Origin of the sequence: Lactococcus sp. S64, from assembly GCF_016516525.1 — a bacterium.
Classification (GTDB): Bacteria; Bacillota; Bacilli; order Lactobacillales; family Streptococcaceae; genus Lactococcus; species Lactococcus lactis.
This window is the reverse complement of sequence record NZ_JACVUQ010000007.1, coordinates 1-20,492: the sequence shown is the minus strand read 5'-3', so window position 1 is coordinate 20,492 and position 20,492 is coordinate 1. Positions and strand designations below refer to the sequence as shown.

The 20,492-nt window shown below is 32.8% G+C and carries 13 protein-coding genes; 1 reads left to right on the top strand and 12 read right to left on the bottom strand.

Features of this window, described 5'->3' with window-relative positions; genetic code table 11:
- Positions 1 to 83: 83 nt before the first annotated feature.
- The 7 genes from mfd to ychF form a co-directional block, all read right to left on the bottom strand.
- On the bottom strand, positions 84 to 3,569 hold the full coding sequence (gene mfd, locus IAE51_RS08430; RefSeq protein WP_017863935.1) for a transcription-repair coupling factor: 3,486 nt from the start codon (positions 3,567 to 3,569) through the stop codon (positions 84 to 86).
- Positions 3,570 to 4,136 carry an aminoacyl-tRNA hydrolase gene (pth, locus tag IAE51_RS08425; RefSeq protein WP_003132167.1) on the bottom strand — a complete coding sequence of 189 codons (567 nt, stop codon included), beginning with the start codon at positions 4,134 to 4,136 and terminating at the stop codon, positions 3,570 to 3,572. It lies immediately after the preceding gene.
- Between the two features lie 162 nt (positions 4,137 to 4,298).
- A complete protein-coding gene (locus IAE51_RS08420) occupies positions 4,299 to 4,934 on the bottom strand; it encodes an ABC transporter ATP-binding protein (RefSeq protein ID WP_200095182.1) in 636 nt (211 codons plus the stop codon).
- Between the two features lies 1 nt (position 4,935).
- A complete protein-coding gene (locus IAE51_RS08415; RefSeq protein WP_058212276.1) occupies positions 4,936 to 6,906 on the bottom strand; it encodes a DUF1430 domain-containing protein in 1,971 nt (656 codons plus the stop codon).
- Between the two features lie 9 nt (positions 6,907 to 6,915).
- Positions 6,916 to 7,257, bottom strand: a complete 342-nt coding sequence (locus IAE51_RS08410) for a hypothetical protein (protein ID WP_058212275.1) — start codon at positions 7,255 to 7,257, stop codon at positions 6,916 to 6,918.
- A 255-nt stretch (positions 7,258 to 7,512) separates the two neighbouring features.
- Positions 7,513 to 7,836 carry a helix-turn-helix domain-containing protein gene (locus tag IAE51_RS08405; RefSeq protein WP_010905027.1) on the bottom strand — a complete coding sequence of 108 codons (324 nt, stop codon included), beginning with the start codon at positions 7,834 to 7,836 and terminating at the stop codon, positions 7,513 to 7,515.
- Positions 7,837 to 7,947: 111 nt separating this feature from the next.
- Positions 7,948 to 9,063, bottom strand: a complete 1,116-nt coding sequence (ychF, locus tag IAE51_RS08400; RefSeq protein WP_015425597.1) for a redox-regulated ATPase YchF — start codon at positions 9,061 to 9,063, stop codon at positions 7,948 to 7,950.
- A 281-nt stretch (positions 9,064 to 9,344) separates the two neighbouring features.
- On the opposite strand from ychF, the gene IAE51_RS08395 reads away from it, so the two are divergent.
- Positions 9,345 to 9,857: a helix-turn-helix domain-containing protein gene (locus IAE51_RS08395; RefSeq protein ID WP_200095180.1), complete on the top strand. Its 513-nt coding sequence runs from the start codon at positions 9,345 to 9,347 to the stop codon at positions 9,855 to 9,857.
- Positions 9,858 to 9,911: 54 nt separating this feature from the next.
- Here the strand turns inward: IAE51_RS08395 and IAE51_RS08390 are convergent, their stop codons facing one another.
- From IAE51_RS08390 to dnaA, 5 genes are all read right to left on the bottom strand, one after another.
- Positions 9,912 to 10,112, bottom strand: coding sequence for a DUF951 domain-containing protein (locus tag IAE51_RS08390; protein WP_003132155.1), 201 nt, complete (start codon positions 10,110 to 10,112; stop codon positions 9,912 to 9,914).
- A 36-nt stretch (positions 10,113 to 10,148) separates the two neighbouring features.
- Positions 10,149 to 13,760, bottom strand: coding sequence for a helicase-exonuclease AddAB subunit AddA (gene addA / locus IAE51_RS08385; protein WP_200095178.1), 3,612 nt, complete (start codon positions 13,758 to 13,760; stop codon positions 10,149 to 10,151).
- Entirely contained in the window at positions 13,753 to 17,052 is a 3,300-nt protein-coding gene (gene rexB, locus IAE51_RS08380; RefSeq protein WP_200095177.1) for an ATP-dependent nuclease subunit B, read from the bottom strand. Before rexB ends, addA begins: the two co-directional genes overlap by 8 nt.
- Before the next feature lie 105 nt (positions 17,053 to 17,157).
- Positions 17,158 to 18,300: a DNA polymerase III subunit beta gene (gene dnaN / locus IAE51_RS08375; protein WP_003130856.1), complete on the bottom strand. Its 1,143-nt coding sequence runs from the start codon at positions 18,298 to 18,300 to the stop codon at positions 17,158 to 17,160.
- Between the two features lie 156 nt (positions 18,301 to 18,456).
- Entirely contained in the window at positions 18,457 to 19,824 is a 1,368-nt protein-coding gene (gene dnaA, locus IAE51_RS08370) for a chromosomal replication initiator protein DnaA (RefSeq protein WP_015425593.1), read from the bottom strand.
- Positions 19,825 to 20,492 lie beyond the last annotated feature (668 nt).

Genomic DNA, 20,492 nt, shown 5'->3' with positions numbered 1-20,492 from the left:
TGTTTCCATAAAATTATTAAACTCTATTTTTTATAGTTTTATATAAAAGTATTGTATCATATTTATCTTTTTTTACAAAATAATTACTTGTTTTCGTAACTGTCTCGTATTTTTGATAATTCTTCAATAAAATTCATTATTTCGCTCAAAAGAACAACGGAGTTTCGATTTTCAATTTTAAAGCGGAAAGTCATTTTACCATATTTTTCCCCCACAGAAGCTTTCATGCTTGTTTTAGCCAAGGCTTTGAAATAATCTTGTGGGTCATAGGTGGTATTAGCCACTTTTTCCAAAGTAACAGTTGCTTCAAATCTCGATTTTTCAATTTTTTCAACTAAGGCATTATCTGCAAAGTGTTTTAAGAGACCAATTTCCAGAAGATAAGCGACTTCATCTGGATATTCTCCAAAACGGTCAACCAATTCTTCTTGTAGTTCTTCATAAATCTCCCGACTATCAATTTGACGAATTCGTTTGTAAATTTCAATTTTTTGACGTTCATCAGAAATATAATAAGCAGGAATAAAGGCATCCAATTCCAAAGAAATTTCCACATTTGAAGTCCGTTTTTGCTTACTTGTCCCAAGTTTAGCGTGAATGGCTTCTTCCAACAGTTGTGAGTACAAATCGAAACCAACAGAATCAATAAATCCTGATTGCTCACTTCCCAGTAAATTACCAGCACCACGGATAGACAAATCACGCATGGCAATCTTGAAACCTGAGCCTAATTCTGTAAAGCCTTTAATAGCTTCCAAACGTTTTTCCGAAACTTCAGACAATATTTTTTCAGGTCGATACATGAAATAGGCGTAAGCCACCCGATTTGAACGCCCCACTCGCCCTCTTAATTGATAAAGTTGTGACAAGCCCATCATATCCGCATTTTCAATAAAAAGCGTATTCGCATTTGGAATATCAACCCCAGTTTCAATGATTGTCGTTGCAACAAGCACATCATAATCACCTGCGATAAAGGCAAGTAAAGTATTTTCAAGTTGTACTTCAGTCATTTGGCCGTGTATAAAACCAATTCTTGCTTCAGGAATTAATTCTTCTAATTGAGAAACTTTTTGCTCAATCGTGTCAACCCTATTGTAAACATAGTAAACTTGTCCACCACGAGAGATTTCTCTCAACACTGCATCACGAACCACACCGTAGTTTGTTTCCATGACATAGGTTTGAACTGGATAACGGTTTGTTGGTGGTGTTTCAATAACTGACAAGTCACGAATTCCAAGCATTGACATATGTAGAGTCCTAGGAATAGGTGTGGCTGTCAATGTCAAAACATCAACCTGGGTTTTTAATTCTTTCAAACGTTCTTTATGCTTAACCCCAAAACGTTGTTCTTCATCAATAATCATCAAACCTAAATCAAAAAATTCAACATCTTTTGAAAGTAAACGGTGAGTTCCAATAATTAAATCAACTCGTCCTTTTTTCAATTTGGCTAGAATTTCAGTTTGCTGTGTTTTCGTTTGAAAACGGCTGAGAACTTCGACATTTACACCAAAGTTGATAAAACGTTCAGTAAAATTATTAAAATGCTGCTCAGCAAGAACAGTCGTTGGCACAAGAACTGCGACTTGTTTCCCGTCATTTATGGCTTTGAAGGCTGCTCGCATTGCAACTTCGGTTTTACCAAAACCAACATCACCAACTAACAAGCGGTCCATTGGCCGTTCAAGTTCCATATCATGCTTAATTTCATTGATTGAACGCATCTGGTCTTCAGTTTCAACATATGAAAAACCAGAATCAAATTCTTCTTGACTGGTGTCATCCGGCGAGAATGCAAATCCTTTTTTCGCCTGACGTTCAGCATAAAGTTTAATCAAATCATCTGAAATATCTTCAACTTGTTTACTGACAGAAGACATGGTTTTACGCCAACGCCCATCGTTCAGTTTATTGATTTTAGGACTTTTTCCTTCACCAGCTGTATATTTACTGAGTAAATCTAAGTGATCAACTGGAACAGAAATTGTATCCCCATTTTGATATTGAATGGTCAGATAATCACGATGCATTCCGCCGACTTCAAGCGTTTGTAAACCTAAATATTTCCCAATCCCATGATTCTTATGGACAACAAAATCACCAACAGCGAGTTCATTGTAATCTTTTAGCCTTTCTGCATTTGTAATATTCAGTTTGCGTGCCTTTTTCTTACGCATTTTACCAAATATTTCATGCTCAGTCATGACGACTAATTTTTCATCGAGGAAATTAAAACCATTGGATAATTGCAAATCAATCAGATTGACTTTACCCACTTGAATAGATTCTCTGTCAACCTCTTGTAAACTTAAATCTAATTCATGGAGTGATTTACGGAGTTTTTCTGATGATACAGCTAAAACAACTGTAAACTCTTGCTTAATAAATCGTTCAACTTCAGTGTAAAAAAGTTCTAATTGACCGAAAAATTGTTGCATTGAATGTTGTTTGAAATTATAAAGTTGTTCAAATCTGAGATTTCCGAGCCCTTTTTGGAAATTTGAAAAGAAGGTAGCAGGCTTATAATTTCTAACTTTTGCCATTGTATCTAGCAAATAAGTCTGCCCTTCAAATCCTCTTTCCATTGCTTTTTCAGATAAAATGAAATCTGCTAATTCCATTTCTAACTTATTATTCATTTCATTTACTTTTTGAAAATCATCAATGAATATTTGAACATTTTTTGGAAAATAATTTAAAAGTGAAGTTTTTTTATCATAAAAATACTCCGCAAATTTTCGTAAATCTTTGTGATAATAGTGATTTTGAGCTGCTGAAATCACTTCTTCCATATATGATTTTGCTGACGGGTCTGTCAGTAAATTTGTCATTTCTGTCAGTGATTTTGCACCCTTGTCAAATTCTTTGTCAGTCAAAATAAAATCACTGGCCGGATATATTTCCAAACGTTCAAGGCTTGTCAGTGAACGTTGACTCTCCACATCAAATGAGCGAATCGTATCTACTTCATCACCAAAAAACTCTAAACGTACCGGATTTTCCGCATCTAAAGGATAAATATCAACGATATCTCCTCGCATTGAAAATTCACCTGGCGTCATCACGCGCTGTGTCTTTTCATAACCAGCTTTTGATAATAAATTAACTAAATTTGATAAATCATACTCATCCCCAGAGGTCAGTAAAAGATAATTTTCTAAAAAATTTTCGGGACTTGGTAAATAGCTCCGTAATGCCAAAAAAGGTACGACCAAAAATCCTGTTGACTTTTCGTCAAGTAGGAAATTAAGTGCCTCAAGTCGATAAGCAACTCGATCTTTAGATGCAAGTGCGAACTCTGCGTAGATGTTATCGTCAGAAAAAAATTGAAAAACTTTTTCTTCACCAAGCAAAGTTGACAGTTCATCATAAAGTTCATTCGCATGAAACTGGCTGTCAGTAACAATAATATATTTGTCAGCAACATTTTCATAAGCATTTGCCATCACTAAGCTCTTTGCTGTTCCTGACAATCCTGTCAGTAAAGTTCGCTCACGCTTTGAAAAACCTTGTTGCCATTTTTGTAGTTGCCAATTTTGGTCAAAAAATTCAATAATATTCATTTAGTTAAATTTATTCATTGTCTTTTGAAAATCACCATTTTCAAGATAGAATTTCATTGCATCAACAGCTTTGAAAATTCCATCTTGAGCGATTTCCTTATCTTCATTGTCAAAACCAGAGAGTACATGATTCACAACTGTCATCCCATGTTTTGGACGGCCAATCCCAATTTTTACACGGTTAAAAGTTTGACTTCCCACATGTGTAATGACTGATTTTATTCCATTTTGTCCACCTGATGACCCTTTTTGTCTTAGACGCACGCGCCCGACTGGTGAATCCAAGTCATCATGCATGACCGTTAAATCTGCCTCGTCTATATTATAATATTTCAAAAGTGGCGCCACCGCACGCCCAGATTCATTCATAAAAGTCAGAGGTTTCACGAGAAACAATTTTTCACCATTCACAAACGTTGACGCGACAAGCGACATAAAAGGTTTTTCTTCTTTAAAATCAACATTCAGTTCTTTTGCCAGTAAATCAAGTGCCATAAAGCCCATATTATGTTTTGTTTTTTCATATTTATCGCCTGGGTTTCCCAAGCCAACAATCATTTTTGTCATTTTCTCTTATTTTCTTTTCCTTATTTTGTCTAATAAATGCCAAAAGGCCGATTTATAAAAATCAGCAATTAAGTTTATTATAACATGTTTATTTACCTAGAGGAGCAAAAAAAAGACCCAATATTTCTATTGAGCCTATTAACTTTTATCATAGATAATTCATTATTCACCAATCTCAATAACCAAATCACTAACTTCTTTCAGGTAAGAATCATGTGTCACAATGACAACCGTCTTTCCCTTATCAACTTCTTGACGCAAAAGAGCAATCACTTCATTTCTATTTTCTGTATCAAGCGAACCTGTTGGTTCATCTGCCAAAATCAGCTGACTTTCTTTTAATAAAGCCCGTGCAATTGCTACTCTTTGTTTCTCTCCACCAGAAAGACTATAAACTTTTGTATTTAATCGATGATTTATGCCTACTTGGAGTAACAATTTCTTCATCTTTTTTCGTTTTTCTTTTTTTGAAATTCTAGAATAAATCAGTGCTATCTCTAAATTTTTTTCGATTGTTTCATCTTCCAATAAAGCAAAGTTTTGAAAAAGATAGGAAATTTTATTTCTCCTCATCTTTAAAGCTAAGGAACTATTAAAAGGTGGTGCAAACTGACCGTTAAAATAATATTTCCCATCATCATAATCCTCAATTAAACCAATAATATTCAAAAGCGTTGACTTTCCCGCACCACTTGTCCCATAAATTGCGGTCATTTTTCCTTCCGGAATTTTTAAATTTAATTTATCAAAAATAATATGCCCTTTGTAACTTTTTGTCAGTTCTTCAATCTCAATCATTCTATTCTCCTTTCAAGACATTCAAAAATAGTCCTTTTTGTAGTTTTAGCAATATCAAAATAATAATCAAAATTTCTAAGACAAAATAAATTCCCAATGCTTCCAAAGTAATGTTAACGTTACTTCGAGTTAAAGCAAAGGCAAAGTATAAAAGTCCCTGCACAAAAACTATTGTAAAAAGAGATCTATAAGTTACGAAGAAAGAAATTCCGTATAATCTTTTGACTGCAATCTTCTTTTTGTATGTTTCAAAATAAAATAAAGTCGTTGCCAAAATCATCGAAAGAAAAATAACAATAATCAAGCCATTCAAAACAATATAACTAGGTATAGAACCAACTATTGACATATTCGTTGTTTTATTTATACTATTCACAGTTATCATTGAAGGATGAGTTGTCAAAGCTCCCATAGTTTTCAAAGTTGGAGCTATTTTTTCATAAGTTCTCGTTTTTGAATCTTTAATTTTAAATTTTAAAACTGAATTATATAGAAAATTAGTATTTTTGGACGCATTTTTTGAAGTAAAAACCTCCATTACATCTGGGTCAGTTGTTCCATTATTGCCATCTAGAAGTGGTGCTCTTTGATTATTTTTAATAAAATAATATTTAATCTTAGAACTTTTAAACGAATTAGAAAAATCATATTCTTTTTTTATTTCAGATAGTTTTGACTTGTCCTTTTCAGCAATCAAAACAATTCCTGATTTTTCTTGAGAATTTATTTTTATTCTTTGGTTATCACTAGAAATTATCGAAAATTTTGAAAGATAATTATCATTTACTTGCAGAACATTAATATTATTTTCATCATAAGCAGAAGCCAAATAAACATAAAGTCCCTCATGCTTTTCTGCATAATCAAATAATTTAACTGACGAGGGCATCTGATTACTATTTAGACCATAACCCACAAATTCCGGATAAAGAACAGCATATTCTTGTCCAATTTTAGAATTTGTTCCAATATCAGCGTTCATAAAATATAGTAATGATGCGGTAGTAGAAACCGTCACTAAAAAGACAAATGCTTTTACGGCATAAAGAATATAGTAACTATATTTAAAAAAAGGTTTAGAATTAAGTTGATTTGTAAGAGAAAAACTAGACACAATTACTATGGCAACATAAGAAAAAATAATTACTAGTCCACTAAGTAAAAGCATTTGAATCGTATAATTAAGATTGAAAGCTCTAAAAGCAACCAAACTCGCTATTATATAAGTTGTCAAAGAAAGCATAACGAATTCTTTTAAAAATAATTGTTTCCCTATTTTATAAGCACTCAGACCATTTAAGCGATTAATGGAGATTGCTTTATTATTAGCCATAAGCCAGACAAATAAAAAGATAGAAAAAAAGATGATAGAAACAGTTATAAAGAAAACTAAATTGTAGTTGTTATAAGAGATAAAATCAGTATAACTAGTTGGAGGATAGTCACTAGGACGAACTACCAATTTTTGTGAACTAATTTTTAATTTATATTTCTGATTAAGTATCTTTGAAAGCTCTTGAAGTGTGATATTTAAATGTTTATCATATATATAAATATCACTATTTGTTAACTGAACTAATGATATTTCGGATAAGGGTTCATAAAAAAAGTTATAAGTAAAACCATGAGATAAAATAGTTTTTGAGTTTTGTGGTGAGTTTTTACTACTAAAAAATATAACGTCATTTTTTTCTTTTAATAAATTTGGATTTCCATTGTTATTGTTTTCAACTCCAATATATACACTTCTAAAAAGAAAGGGTGTATCATTTTTTTCTGATACACTCTTCATAATAGAAACTAACTCTTCGTTTTTATCAATGGATGAGGGAAGAAATATTTGTTTATATCCTTGAACATTATATATTTGTTTAATTTTTGAATCTGCCAAATCATTTTTAGCAACATTAGCTGCTGAAAAGGCAATTACAGCAAATAATATAAGGAGCACAAATTTAATTACCTTATTCATAACTTCTCCCTATCCTTTGACATACCAACCATCTAATGGGCTATACCATTGTCCGACAATTCTTGCATAAGCAATTTGGTTATGACCAACCCAGCCACTGGAGCCTTTACGACTGCCAACTTTGACCCAACTATAATGTCTTTGGTTAATTTTTGCATTATCATGTCCAGTAGCTTGACTAATCGTCGGATTAAACCGCTCAATATAGTTCGTATTCCAACCACCAGAAACGAAAACCTGTGCCGAAGCAAAAGCTGTTCCAGAGATAAGTGCAGTCCCCAGTACTAAAACCGATACTTTTCTCTTTAGATTTCTGCGTCTAATCAGAGCGCGTGTCATTGTAAGTTCCATTGTGTTCCTCCTTTAAATATTAATAAGCTAGCTAAAGTCTCCATCAGAGCGCTAGTGCTTTTTTTCTGATAAGACAATGTAATACTTTTTTGTTTGCGCTTTCTTTATTGTGATTATAGTCTTAATTAACTTGTTTGTCAATATTTTAATTTTATAAACACTTTTATTTATTAAATGTAATTTATGAACAAGTGTAGTATTCAATCAATTACTTTCGCTAAACAAAAAAAGACCAAAATGGCCTTTTTATTTTCATCAAAATAAATGTAAAATAAATTTTAAAGTAAAGAGAAATGGAATGATAAATCCCCACCCCACCTTATAGATTAACTTCAATGTCCGTTTGTCATCAATTTCATGTTTTGCTTTTTCTTCCATCTTTTTGTCACCTTTGAGCAACGTGTCCAAAGAACAATCGAAAATTTCACTAAGTAAGATAATTTGGTCTGTTGTTGGTAGTGATTTTCCTGTCTCCCATTTTGAAATTGATTGACGAGAAATATGCATTTTTTTCGCCAATTCTTCCTGACTGAGATTTTTCATTTTACGATTTTCTTTGATTATCTGAGAGATTTCCATGTTGCCTTCCTTTCATGCTTTAAGAGTATCGTTTTTTATTCTTCAACTCAAGCATTTTTAGGTTGCAAAAATGCACCGATTCGGTGCATTTCTTCATTTCATTTACAAGGTTTACACGTTGAAACGGAATTCCATAATGTCGCCATCTTGACCAACATATTCTTTTCCTTCTTCACGCAATCGACCGGCTTCACGAACAGCTTTTTCTGAACCGTATTTAAGCAAATCATCATAAGACATAGTTACTGCGCGGATAAAGCCTTTTTCAAAGTCTGTATGGATAATTCCTGCCATTTGTGGAGCTTTCATTCCACGCTTGAAGGTCCAAGCACGGACTTCTTTTTCACCAGCAGTAAAGTAAGTGGCCAGGCCAAGAAGGTGGTAAGCTGCACGAGTCAACATATCAACACCAGATTCTTTTAAGCCAATTGCTTCCAAAAATTCTGCTTTTTCATCATCTTCCAACTCTGAGATTTCTTCTTCAACACGAGCAGAAATCACAGCAACTTCAGCATTTTCAGTCGCCGCAAACTCACGAATTTGTTTCACGTATTCGATATTATCAGGTTCGCCTACTTCATCTTCTGAAACATTAGCTACATAAAGAACTGGTTTACTTGTCAATAAGAACAAGCTTTTAAGAACCTTTGTTTCATCTTCGTCAAAGTCAATTGTTCGTGCTGATTTACCATCTTCAAGTACCGGTTTGAGCTTTTTCAAAACATTAAATTCTGCGACCGCATCTTTATCTTTTGCCGTACGAGCAACTTTTTCAACACGCGCATAACGTTTATTGACTGATTCTAAATCGGCCAAAATTAATTCAAGATTAATTGTTTCAATGTCTGCCATTGGATCAATAAAAGCATCTTCACGATTATTTTCACGCATTACATTTTCATCATCAAAAGCTCGAACAACGTGAATGATGGCATCTACTTCACGAATATTGGCAAGAAATTTATTTCCTAGACCTTCTCCGCGTGAAGCCCCTTTAACAATCCCAGCAATATCTGTAAATTCAAAAGTTGTCGGAACAGTTTTCTTAGGTTTAATCAACTCTGTTAACTTGTTTAAACGTTCATCCGGTACTTCTACCATCCCAACATTTGGGTCAATTGTTGCAAAAGGATAGTTTGCAGCTTCTGCGCCTGCTTTTGTAATTGCATTAAAAAGAGTTGATTTACCAACGTTTGGTAAACCAACGATACCTGCTGTTAAAGCCATGTTTTATATTCTCCAAAATTAAGATTAATTAGTTCTAATTATACTGTAAATCGCCTAAAAACACAATAAAGGCAAGGAAAATCATAGAAAATCTCTAAGTTTACAAGTTTACACAAGGCTCGTAAACAATAGAGCATGTCATCACTAGCCCTTATTTTAAAGGCTTGCCACAAAATGTTACCCTAAAATACCACCTATGTTCTTGCTTTTAACTTCGCTTTAGTTGATAATGAAATCAGAAACAAATCACTAAATCACCCATTTAGATTTAAGGAGAAAAAATGCTCGGAGAAAATTTACAAAAAGCTCGTCTTGCCCAGAAGCTCACACAAGAAGAAGTTGCAAAAGAACTTTATTTTAGTAGACAAGCCATTTCACGTTGGGAATCCAATAAAACTGAACCAAATTTTGAAACATTGATTGCCCTAGCCGAATTATATGAATCAGATTTATCAGCTTTTGCTCAAGGAATTGAACCACAAAAAAGAAAGAAACATATCAACCTATTTGCTGGTTTTGGCTTAGTCTTTTTTAACTTCGTTCTTGGTTTCTGGTTGATAATTACTACTGCTTTGATTCTTTTGGCTCTCTATGCTATTATATTAGCTTTATTCCTTGCTCCATTTATTATGATTTTCGCTGTTGCTACTCATAACCCACATATTACTTTTGGGAATGCGAATGGAGCAACAGGTTTTGACTGGTGGTACTGGTTAGTTGCGATTATCACTTGTTCGCTGATGGTTCTTGTTAGCCCTTTGATTTGGCGATTTACAAAGTTACTTTACTTTTGACTTATTAAATACATCAAATTTAATCTCAAATCGGTTTATAATTAAAAAAAGGGCTCACTTGAGTACCTTTTTTATTTTTTTATTAAAGTCAAAACGACTCATCATCACTTCATGATTGCAGTTTGTACATCTTATCTTGATATCTGCACCCAATCTAGTGATTTCCCAAGCATTTGCTTTTTTACCAGTCGCCTTAACAGTGCAGGCATGAGGTTTCTTCATCTCGACAATCGAACCTAATTCATATTCCAGCATTATCTATCCTTTCTATACAATTCCTGTCATTATAATCTAATCATCTAGTTTTTCAACAAAAACTTGCTGAGGGCCTCCTAATAAAATGAGATACTTGTCAACTTGGTTGACATCGTAGGCTTTTTTCAAAGCCTCACTATAAAGATTCATCTGATCTCTATAACGCTCTTTTATTTCAGAAATAGCTGAAGAACTTGTAAATCTATCTGTCTTATAATCAAATAGAACGATTTTATCAGTAAGTTTAACAAATCCATCACAAATTCCCCGAACAATATACTGCTCTTTAGCAAATTCATCTGTTCTCAACATTGAAAATGGTGCTTCTTTAACTGTTTTATCAACATTTTCTGATAAAAACTGACCGAAATCTGTATCAAACAAAGTCAAAATTTTAGCAATATCAATTTGATTTTTTATTTTTTCATCAAATCCCATTTCATCAAGTGTCGCTTGAAAACTAAATAAATCTGCTTGAGAAAAATCTGCATACTGCATAAAACTATGTGTTGCCGAACCGATTTCTGCAGCAGTAACTTTCTTAGGACCAAAATCAGAAAAATCTAGTTTTTTGACCCGAGTAAATTCACTTTTCGGTTGAATTTCACCCACTTGTAATTGTTTTTCGTAGCTTCGTTTTTTAACCTGACTTGGTGTTTGAATACTTGAAAGCTCTGTTGCTGCTTGATGTGGATATTCATAATTCATAATTTTTTGAGCTTTTTGTATTTCATCAGAATAGGCCATGACATTATCAAATTTTTCCGATTCTTCGACCAATTTTTTGAAATCAGGTTGACTTGTAAATTCAAGTTTTTCTGCTTCCAACTCTTCTTTTGTGTAGACATTGAGTTTCATCGGAAGTTTTGTGGCATTTTGAAGCGCCAATATCCAGTGTTGAAAACCGCGACTTGAATTACGAAATTTATCTTCTAAAATCTTCCCTTCTAAACTTGCATTATCATAAAGGTCAAGTCCTGATTTTTTATCTGTTTCTTTTATTTTTCCAACAAGATAAAGTTTTTTCTTTGCTCGTGTAAATGCAACATATAAAACACGCATTTCTTCTGAGAGAGCTGCTCTTTGTTTTAAGTCTTTATTCACCATATAAGGGAATGTTTCCATTTTCACTAAAGCATAAGGGAAATCAGTTATAACATCTGCTTCATCCTTTAAATCAGCAATAAGCTTCATTCCTAAACCATTTTCACGACTTAGGATAACATCTTCTTTCAAATCACGATCGTTGAAACGAGATTGTAAATTCATTAAAAAGACATAATCAAATTCTAATCCTTTTGATTTATGGAAGGTCATCACTCGAACAGCATTTTGAGGAAGTTTTATACTAACAGAAGCTAAATCATTATTTTGTTCCATAAATTTGTTGATTAATCTTACAAATTTAAATAATCCTTTATAACCAGAACTTTCATATGATTCTGCTCGAACCGCTAAGGCTTGTAAGTTCGCTTGGCGCATTTCACCATTTTTTAAGGCACCAACATAGTCAAAATAGTAGGTTTCAGTATATATTTTCCAAAGTAAATCATGAATTGCAACTTGGTTTACAAGTTTACGCCACTCTGTAAACTTCTTATGAAATGCTTTAAGCTTGTTCTCTAAGGAAGGATTGATAAGTTCTGGATTTTGTCCTTCTTTATTAAGTGACAAAAGAATTTTATCCCAAAATCTAAGGTCATGGCTTCCTTGAGTACTGATTCTAGTTAATTCATCTTCATTAAATCCAAATAACGGAGACCTTAACATCGCAACCAATGATAAATCATAGAGTGGATTATCAATTGCTCGTAAAACGTCTAGCATAATTAAGACTTCCATTGATTTCAAAAAATCAACTCGACCTTCATCAAGAACGACCGGAATATCGTAACTAAGCAGAATATCCTCAATTTTATTATTATTTGATTTAGAACGAACCAAGATTGCTATATCTTTTGGTTCAACTCCAGCTTCAATCAATTTTTTTATTTCTTGAGCTGCTCCTTTAATCTCTCCATCCGAAATTCTTACTTCGGATTCATCTGTTTCTTCATCACTTGTATTTTCTTTGTATAAAAGAAGTTCTGGATAAAAATCTTTCTCAGATTCAACTGGATAATCAGTAATATTTCCTTGAACTAATGCTTCTTCTTTGCCATAAGTCATCTCACCTAATTTTTCATCCATCAGGTGTTTAAAGATATCATTTGTAAATGTTAAAACCTCACCACGTGAACGAAAGTTTTCTTTTAAGCGAATTAGTTGATTTGGATTTTCTGTCTTGGCATAGTCTTTATATTTTTCTAAAAAGAGGCCAGGGTCAGCTAAACGAAAGCCATAAATTGATTGCTTAATATCACCAACCATGAAGAGATTATGTCCATTCGATAAAAGTTCCAGCATTCGCTCCTGAGTGTGGCTGGTATCCTGATACTCATCAATCATGATTTCATCATAATGTTCTCTTAAAGTTTCACGTATATCTGGATTTTCCTCTAAAATTTCGATGGCAAAGTGTGCGATATCAGAGTACTCAAAGGCATTTTCATTCTTTTTACGTTCTAAATAACTTTGGTAAAACTCAATAACAAATTTTTGTAAGTTTTCTGCGATTTCAAATGCTTGATTTTGATATTTTTCAATCAACTGACCATGTTTTATTTTATCAACAAACTTCCGAATTTCTCCAGGTTTGGATTTTGAGCCGACTAAGTCTTGCTTTTGTGCTGAAAAATCTTTTTTCAGAGCCGAAAGTATTTCATCTTTTGAAGAACCCACTCGAATATCTGTATCTATTGATAAAAATAGTTCTGTGAAAGTTGCAAAATCTTTAGTGGTTATTGCTTCTAAGAGTTCATTTTTATTATCTAAAATAAGATTGGCCTTATCACGTCCAGCCCCTTTTTTAGCAATTACTCCATTGGTTAATGAAGCTTCTAGAAGTTCAAAAAATATCAGTAAATTCTCTTTTATATCTGCTGAAAAATCTGCAGACAAGTCTGTCAGTGATTTATATGTTTCAAAACCTTTTAAAAATTGATTTTCTAACCACTTTATTGGATTTTCAGTTGCTGACGCAAAACGGTAAATAGTGTAAACTACTTTTTGAAAACCAGCAATATTTCTGTCTTTAGAAAAATTTTTTATAAGTTCTTCAAATTTTTGTTTTGAAATATTCAATCCATCATCTTCTGATAGATAAGACTCAACCAATTGTTCAAAGACTTCTTGTCTAATTAAATCACTCTCTGTTTGATCAGCTAAGATTCGGAAATTCGGGTCAATGTTTACTCGATTGAAATTCGTTTTTGTCAATTTTTGGGTGAAACTATCCATAGTTCCAATATCAGCATTTGACAGGTTCTGTAAAGCAAGTGTCAACCTACGAGCTTGATTTTCATCAGAACTTTCTTGTCTGGCTTTTTTTAAATCTCGCTCAAGCCGCATCCGTAATTCGCTTGCTGCTTTTTTTGTAAATGTGGAAATGAAAAGTCGATCAATTTCAATTCCTTGTTTGACTTTCTCGACAATTCTTTGAGCCATAACAAAAGTTTTTCCGGAACCAGCACTCGCTGAAACTAGAATATTCTTACCAGAACTATGAATGGCTTCATTTTGCTCTGGAGTTAATTTTACTTCACTCATTTCGCCCTTCTCCTTTTAATTCTGCTAAGATTTCTGCTTGAGATTTTTGACCAATTTCACGACTGTGATCCTTCATGTGTACATTTGCTTCAAATCGACAAATAGATTTAAGCGGACAGTAGCGACAACCTCGAACATTACCTGTTTGATCAATCCCTTCGGAGCGTTTCATAATTGGATTTATTGCAATCTGACCGCTCTTAAGTCGCTGACCAGCATGCTGATAATGATTTTCATTCAATTTTAAAAGCTGTTCAAATTCTTCTTGATTGTAAATATTAGATTTTTTTACAGTAATATTTTCTATTGCTTTAATTTGGTCAGCTGCCTCTTCCAAAACTAAACCATCATAGCGCATTGATTCTTTCAATAAGCCAGCAATCTCTGATAAATGATTGATTTCTGATAAGTTAATTGGTTGATTTTTAAATTGTAAATAAAGAGCACCCCATATTTTTTGATTAGGAAAAGCTTCTTTAATCACGTCTAAATAGGTCATAAATTGTAAACTCAGACCGTCATAAGCATCCTGTAATTTAAAGGAATGAGCACTTGATTTGTAATCTATAGCTCCTAAATAATCAGAAGAAAGTTGGTCCAAACGGTCAATTCTTCCTCGTAAGTAAATATCGTCAACAGAAAAATTACCTAATTCACTTTTTGGTAAGCCAAAACTACTTTCTGTCAGTAAAGTTTTAAGTTCATCAGTAGAAACTGTTTCCTTTAAAACTGTTGCAGTCTGTCTAACAATTTCTTCTAAATTGGTCCAAGTAAATCTTGCTGTTGCATCCTGAGTAAAATAACGAGAGTAATTACTGTCAACATCATGTAAAACTTTTGTCAATTTTTCATCAAAATTTTCAGCTGACAAAGCTTCTTCTTGCATGACTTTTTCAAAAACTTCATGGAAAAAGTTACCGACAATTTTGGAATTTATATCAATATTTTCAAAAGTTTCCAGACCCAAAGTGGTCTCTAAAAAGTACTGATATTCACAGTTATAAAAGCGTTCAAAAGAACTGACAGAAGCATAAAGTTTATCACCATAAATTTTGTCTAAGGTTTCTTTTGATAAGTTGACCGTATCAATATCTTTAGCTAAATCCAATAATATTTTTTGAAAATCAGGATTTGACTTAACTAAGATTCGGAAAATACTAGACCAAAAAACTCTTTTGTCATCATTTTTTTCTTCAGTTTCAACAAGTTCACGCTCAATTTTTCCAATCATAGAAATCACTGAACGACTGTTTCCAATGTGCTCTAAGCTTTCAAAAAGATTGACTTCTTGAATTTTTTGAAGAATTTTTTCATCCGAATGATTCAAAAATAATTGGAAAACTGGTGAAAATTCTCCTTGCTCATTTGCCATAATTTGTGGCATGGACAAAACTAAAGTTTCTTTTGCTGAATTCACTAAAGAAAGGACTGTAAACTGATTTTTTTGATAGTTGACAACATTCAACTGTTCAATAAACTGATTTTCATCAGTTGTTTGATTGATTTCTAGTCGTTCTTCATCGGATAAAAGTGTTGAATTTTTCTTTATTCTTGGAAAATTGGTTTGACTCAAACCAATGGCATAGATATATTTATTAGTTTTAGGTTCAACAAGTTCATAATCTTTGATGTTTACAACATCAACGTTTGCTGGAATTTGTCGATATTTCGCATTTTTCAATCCTGCTAATAAAATATCTAAAAACTCCACACTTTTCAATTTTTCATCAGAAAAAACGGCCAAAAACTCATTCAATATCGAAATAAGCATTTGCCAAACTTGTTCATGTTTATCAGCCATTTGGTGCTTATTTTCAGATTCTGCTTCTGAAAAATAAGTGTTCATATTGGCCATTACATTTCCATTTTCAAGTAAAACTTGTAAATCAGAAACCCATTTTTTTCCTGTTTTTTGCCGATTTGTCCCCAAAAAGGCTTGTAAAGGAGAATCATTTCCCAATAAGTTTTCGCGAAGTTGATTCACTAATTCAATTTTAGAAAACTCACTTTCATTAAATGCTTCCGTAAATTTTTTTCGACCAGAAATCTTATATTTTTGAACATAGTATTCAAAGTAATCAATGACTTCTTCATCTAGGTTGACATCAGTGTAAACCTTACTTTTTAGAAGATTGACAACATCATCTGTCCGATAATTATTCTTTTTAATTGAAAGTAAACTTTCAAAAAAGATAACCAAAGGATGCTGACTCATTGATTCTTCTTGGGCGTAGAAAAATGGAATCTCGTAAAGTTCAAAAATTTCTTTCAAAGTAATTTCATAAGCAGCTGGATCGCCTACTAAAACTGTAAAATCTTTGAAAAAAGCCCCCTGACTTATTTTTTGTCTAATTTCCTTTGCGACACCTTCAATTTCAACTTTTTGATTTTCGGCTTCCCAAATTCTGAAATATTTTGCATCAGCAGAATTTATTTCAATATTTTGATCAGAAATGGCAAATCGTGAATCCAAATCGAGTAATTTTGTCAACTTATTGTAAACTTCATTGACAGATGAAAAAGCCATTTTTCTTAGTTCTACTGGAAATTTACTGCGAAAACGCCCAATCATTTGACTCGTACTGATATAAATTGTTTCAGATCCGGCTGTCAGTGAATTTTCATCACTGTAAGTTCCAATGACAAAACGTGCCACTCTATCTTGAATACTTTCAATAAAAAGCTCTTCTTCCGCAGAAAATCGAGTATATCCATCAATGACAATTGTCACATCTTTGAGTTGAAAATCAAATTCCCCATCAGCAAGACGACTAGTAAAATCACCAAATTCTGAGTAGTTAGCATAGTCATTTGCTAATTTTTCTTCAAATCTACTTAAAATTTTTTTTAATTCTTGATTTTTAGGGCTGTCAGGTAAATTTTCTACTGACAGATTTGCTGTCAGTAACTCTGTTCTTAACTGAATTAGCATTTCCAAAAAACCAGCAGAATCCTGTAGAGAAAAATACAGCGGAATTTCTTCTTTTGAAAAACTCCTCAAAACACGTCGAAAAAGCATTGAAAGGCCTGCTGTGCCTAACTCTGTCTTTGTTGTCGCTTTTTCCCGCTTATCAAAATAATAAGGCAATTGCTTAAAACGAGTGATGAGTAAGTCAAAAACTGCTGCATCACTTCCCTTAGCCAAGCGCTCTAAAATTTCTTTCTCCTTCTCAAATGACATTGAAGAAGGCACAATGTAATAAACTTTTCGATTTTTTCCAAGTTCTTCAAGAGAAATCTCTAATAGTCCCTCTGTTAAATCTTGTGTAATTTCAGTATATAAAATTTCCATAAAAAATAGACCTAACTTTCGTTAAGTCCATTATAACAAAATCTAAATTTACTGACAGAAATTTTCGTCAGTAAATCGAAGCTGACAAAAGAGCTGTCAGTAAAATTAATTTGTACGTACTGGTGTAATCAATTGAACAAATCCAGATTCTTCATTACGTGGTTGTAAAGTGAACGGACGAACATTAGAAATAAAGCGAATACGAACTTCTGGTGCTTTAATCACTTTCAAAGCATCAATCAAATATTCAGGATTAAAGCTGATTGCTAAGTCATTTCCTTCTTTTGATAAGGCCGTCAATTCTTCATGGACAGAACCGACCTCAGGAGAGTTGGCTGTGGTTACTACAGAATCACCAGAAACCGTCAATTTTACAGTTCCATTAGTTGTCATTACTGTCAACAAACGCGCACGATCCATTGTATGACGCAATTGCGCAGCATCAAAAACTAAATCTAAAGTATAATCAGCTTCATTTGGAATTAAACGATTAGTATCAGGATAAGATCCTTCAATCAAACGACTATAATAACTAATTGTTTCATTTCTAAAAAGCATTTGGCTTCCACTAATGAAAATTTCAATCTCTTCTTCATCATTTGTGAAAACATTTTTAAAACTATTGATTGATTTACTTGGCAAAATAACATCAAATTTTAATTCTGAATCTTCTAAAGGCAATAAACGTTGACTCATCCGATGTGAGTCAGTTGCGACTGCTTTTAATTCTCCAGTTGATAAAGTTTCTAAATGAACACCTGTAAAAATGGGACGATTTTCTTGAGTACTTACAGCAAAAACTGTTTCTGTAAAAATTTCTTTAAGTACTTTAACTTTCATTTTCAATGAAGAGCCTTCGGAAATTTCTTGTAAATGCGGATAGATTTCTGAATCCAGGCCTTTTAAAGTAATTTCTGACTTACCAGAAGTTAACAAAACTTGCTTTTGTTCTTTTTCAGTAAATTCAAGAGTGACTTCTGGTAATTGACTTACCACATTTTCAAAGAAAGCAGCTTCTAACAAAACTGAACCCGTTCCTGAAATAAGCATACTTGCATCTTTATTATCAACAGGTAAAAAATTCTTAATTGAAATTTGACCATTTGAACCAATTAAAGTAATTCCATTTTCTTCAACTTCAATTTTTAACTTTGTTAAAGCAGGAATTGTTACTTTAGAACCAATTGCTTGTTTAGTAATTCTCAAAGCATTTTGAAACGCATTTTTATTAATTGAAAATTTAATCATGAGATTCCTTTATAATTTCTTTTTATAAATATAATAGTAATAGTAGTAGGTCCTGTGGATAATCTGTATAAGACAAATCCACTTAGAAGTATAAGCTTTTCCCCTGTGGATAATTAAAGAATAAACATTTTATAAGTCCTTGAGTTTTCCACAGTTTTAAAATTTACGTTTAATGCTATCGATGTCTTTTTGAACATCCATATCATTTTTCATCTTATCCGAAATTTGTTTATAAGCATACATTACCGTTGTGTGGTCACGGCCGCCAAAAGCAGTTCCAATTGCCGGAAGACTTGTACCTAAAAGTTCTCTGACAAGATACATCGCAATCTGTCTTGGAAAGGCAATTTCCTTAGGACGCTTAGGACCAACAAGATCTGAGAATGAAATATGATAATAATTAGCAACTTCATCTTGAATTTTTTTAATAGTAAGATTTGATAAAGATTGCTGAGTTGCATTTTTTAAAGAACGCAAAGCCTGACTTGCTGTCTCAATATCGACCACGGCAATGCCATTTGCTCGAGCCACAAATTCGACTCGATTTAGAGCGCCCTCGAGTTCTCGAACGTTTGAATCAATCTGACCAGCAATATAAGATAGAGTTTCACTCGGAAATTCTAAACGACTTGATTCAGATTTAATCAAAAGAATAGCCATCCGAGTTTCATAGTCAGGAGCCGTAATATCAGTAGTCAAACCCCAAGAGAAGCGTGAAACCAAGCGATCTTCCAAATTATTTAATTCTTGCGGAATACGATCAGAAGTTAAAACAATTTGGGAACCTTTATCATAGAGTGCGTTGAAGGTATTGAAAAATTCATTTTTCGTTCCCTCTTTATCACTGAAAAATTGCACATCGTCCAATAGAAGTAAATCTAAATTACGATAAGTATTTTCAAAATTCTCCATTTGGTTTTTTCGCGTTGCATTAACATAGTCGTTAACGAAATTCTCCGAAGAAACATATTTAATTCGAGCCGTCGGATTGTCAGTCAAAATCTGATTTCCAATTGCATGCATTAAATGCGTCTTACCTAGACCAGCTCCACCATAAATAAATAGTGGATTATAGGTATCACCAGGTTTATCAGCAACAGCAATTGCCGCAGCCAAAGTCCAACGGTTACCAGGACCTTGCACAAAATTTTCAAAATTATATTTCTCGTTGAGACCACTAACCAAAGGAGAAGCGGGTTTAGCAGTAGAATGCGGCTGCTCTTCAATAGAAGATTGATTATTTAAACGATGAAGTTCCAGTTCAGTTAACTCATCATTTGCATAGAGTTCATAATCAATCATCCGACCAAAGACCTCAAATCCCGCCGTTGTGATCAAATCGGACTGTTTTTTCCAATAATCTTTTTTCATTCCACTATCAAGCAAGATATTGGCAGTATCTTGCTCGACAGACATTAATTGAGCAGGCTCAATAAAAAAATCATAAGCTTGTTTACCGATACTCTGCCGAGCTAGTTCGGTTACACGGGCCCAAAATTTTTGATTTTCATTAAGGGATGCCATATTACTCCTTTACTTTTTAGTTTGTTGATAACTCATTATATCATTTCACATTATATTTTTCCACAGTCTGTTGAAATTAACAAAAGAAAGTTTTCCACCATAAGAAAAAGTTATTAACAAAACTGTGGATAATGTGTAAAAGTTTTTTTATCCACAGAAAAAGATAAGGAATACCAAATGCATACGGACTTATCCACAAATCAAAAAAAGTCAAATTTATAGATTATTTACTGTGGAAAAAGAAAAAATTAAGAAAAATTTACCACAGCTTTTAGACAGTCAGTTCTATCTTTGGGGATATTTTATCTCTAATGTAATAAAATCCAAGAATTTGAAAATAAATTGTTAAATTTTAAGTTTTCTACTATATAAAGACATAATATAGAGACGAACTATTTGCTACAAAATAAGAGAAAGTTCAATTTTCTACTATCCATAATAAAAATTTACTTAAGTTTAAAAACATCATTTCTACATAAAAAATCAAAGAATTTTATTCTCAGAAGGTAAGAAAGACTAAAATAAGGACCTTATCTTATTAAAAAAAGAAAAAATAAAAACTAATGAAAATCAGTGGTGGCATGAAATAAAGCGAATACAGGAGAGGGAAAAAGCGAACGTAAGATAAAAAAAGGTATAAAAGTCACAGTTAATTCTTGACAAGTTTA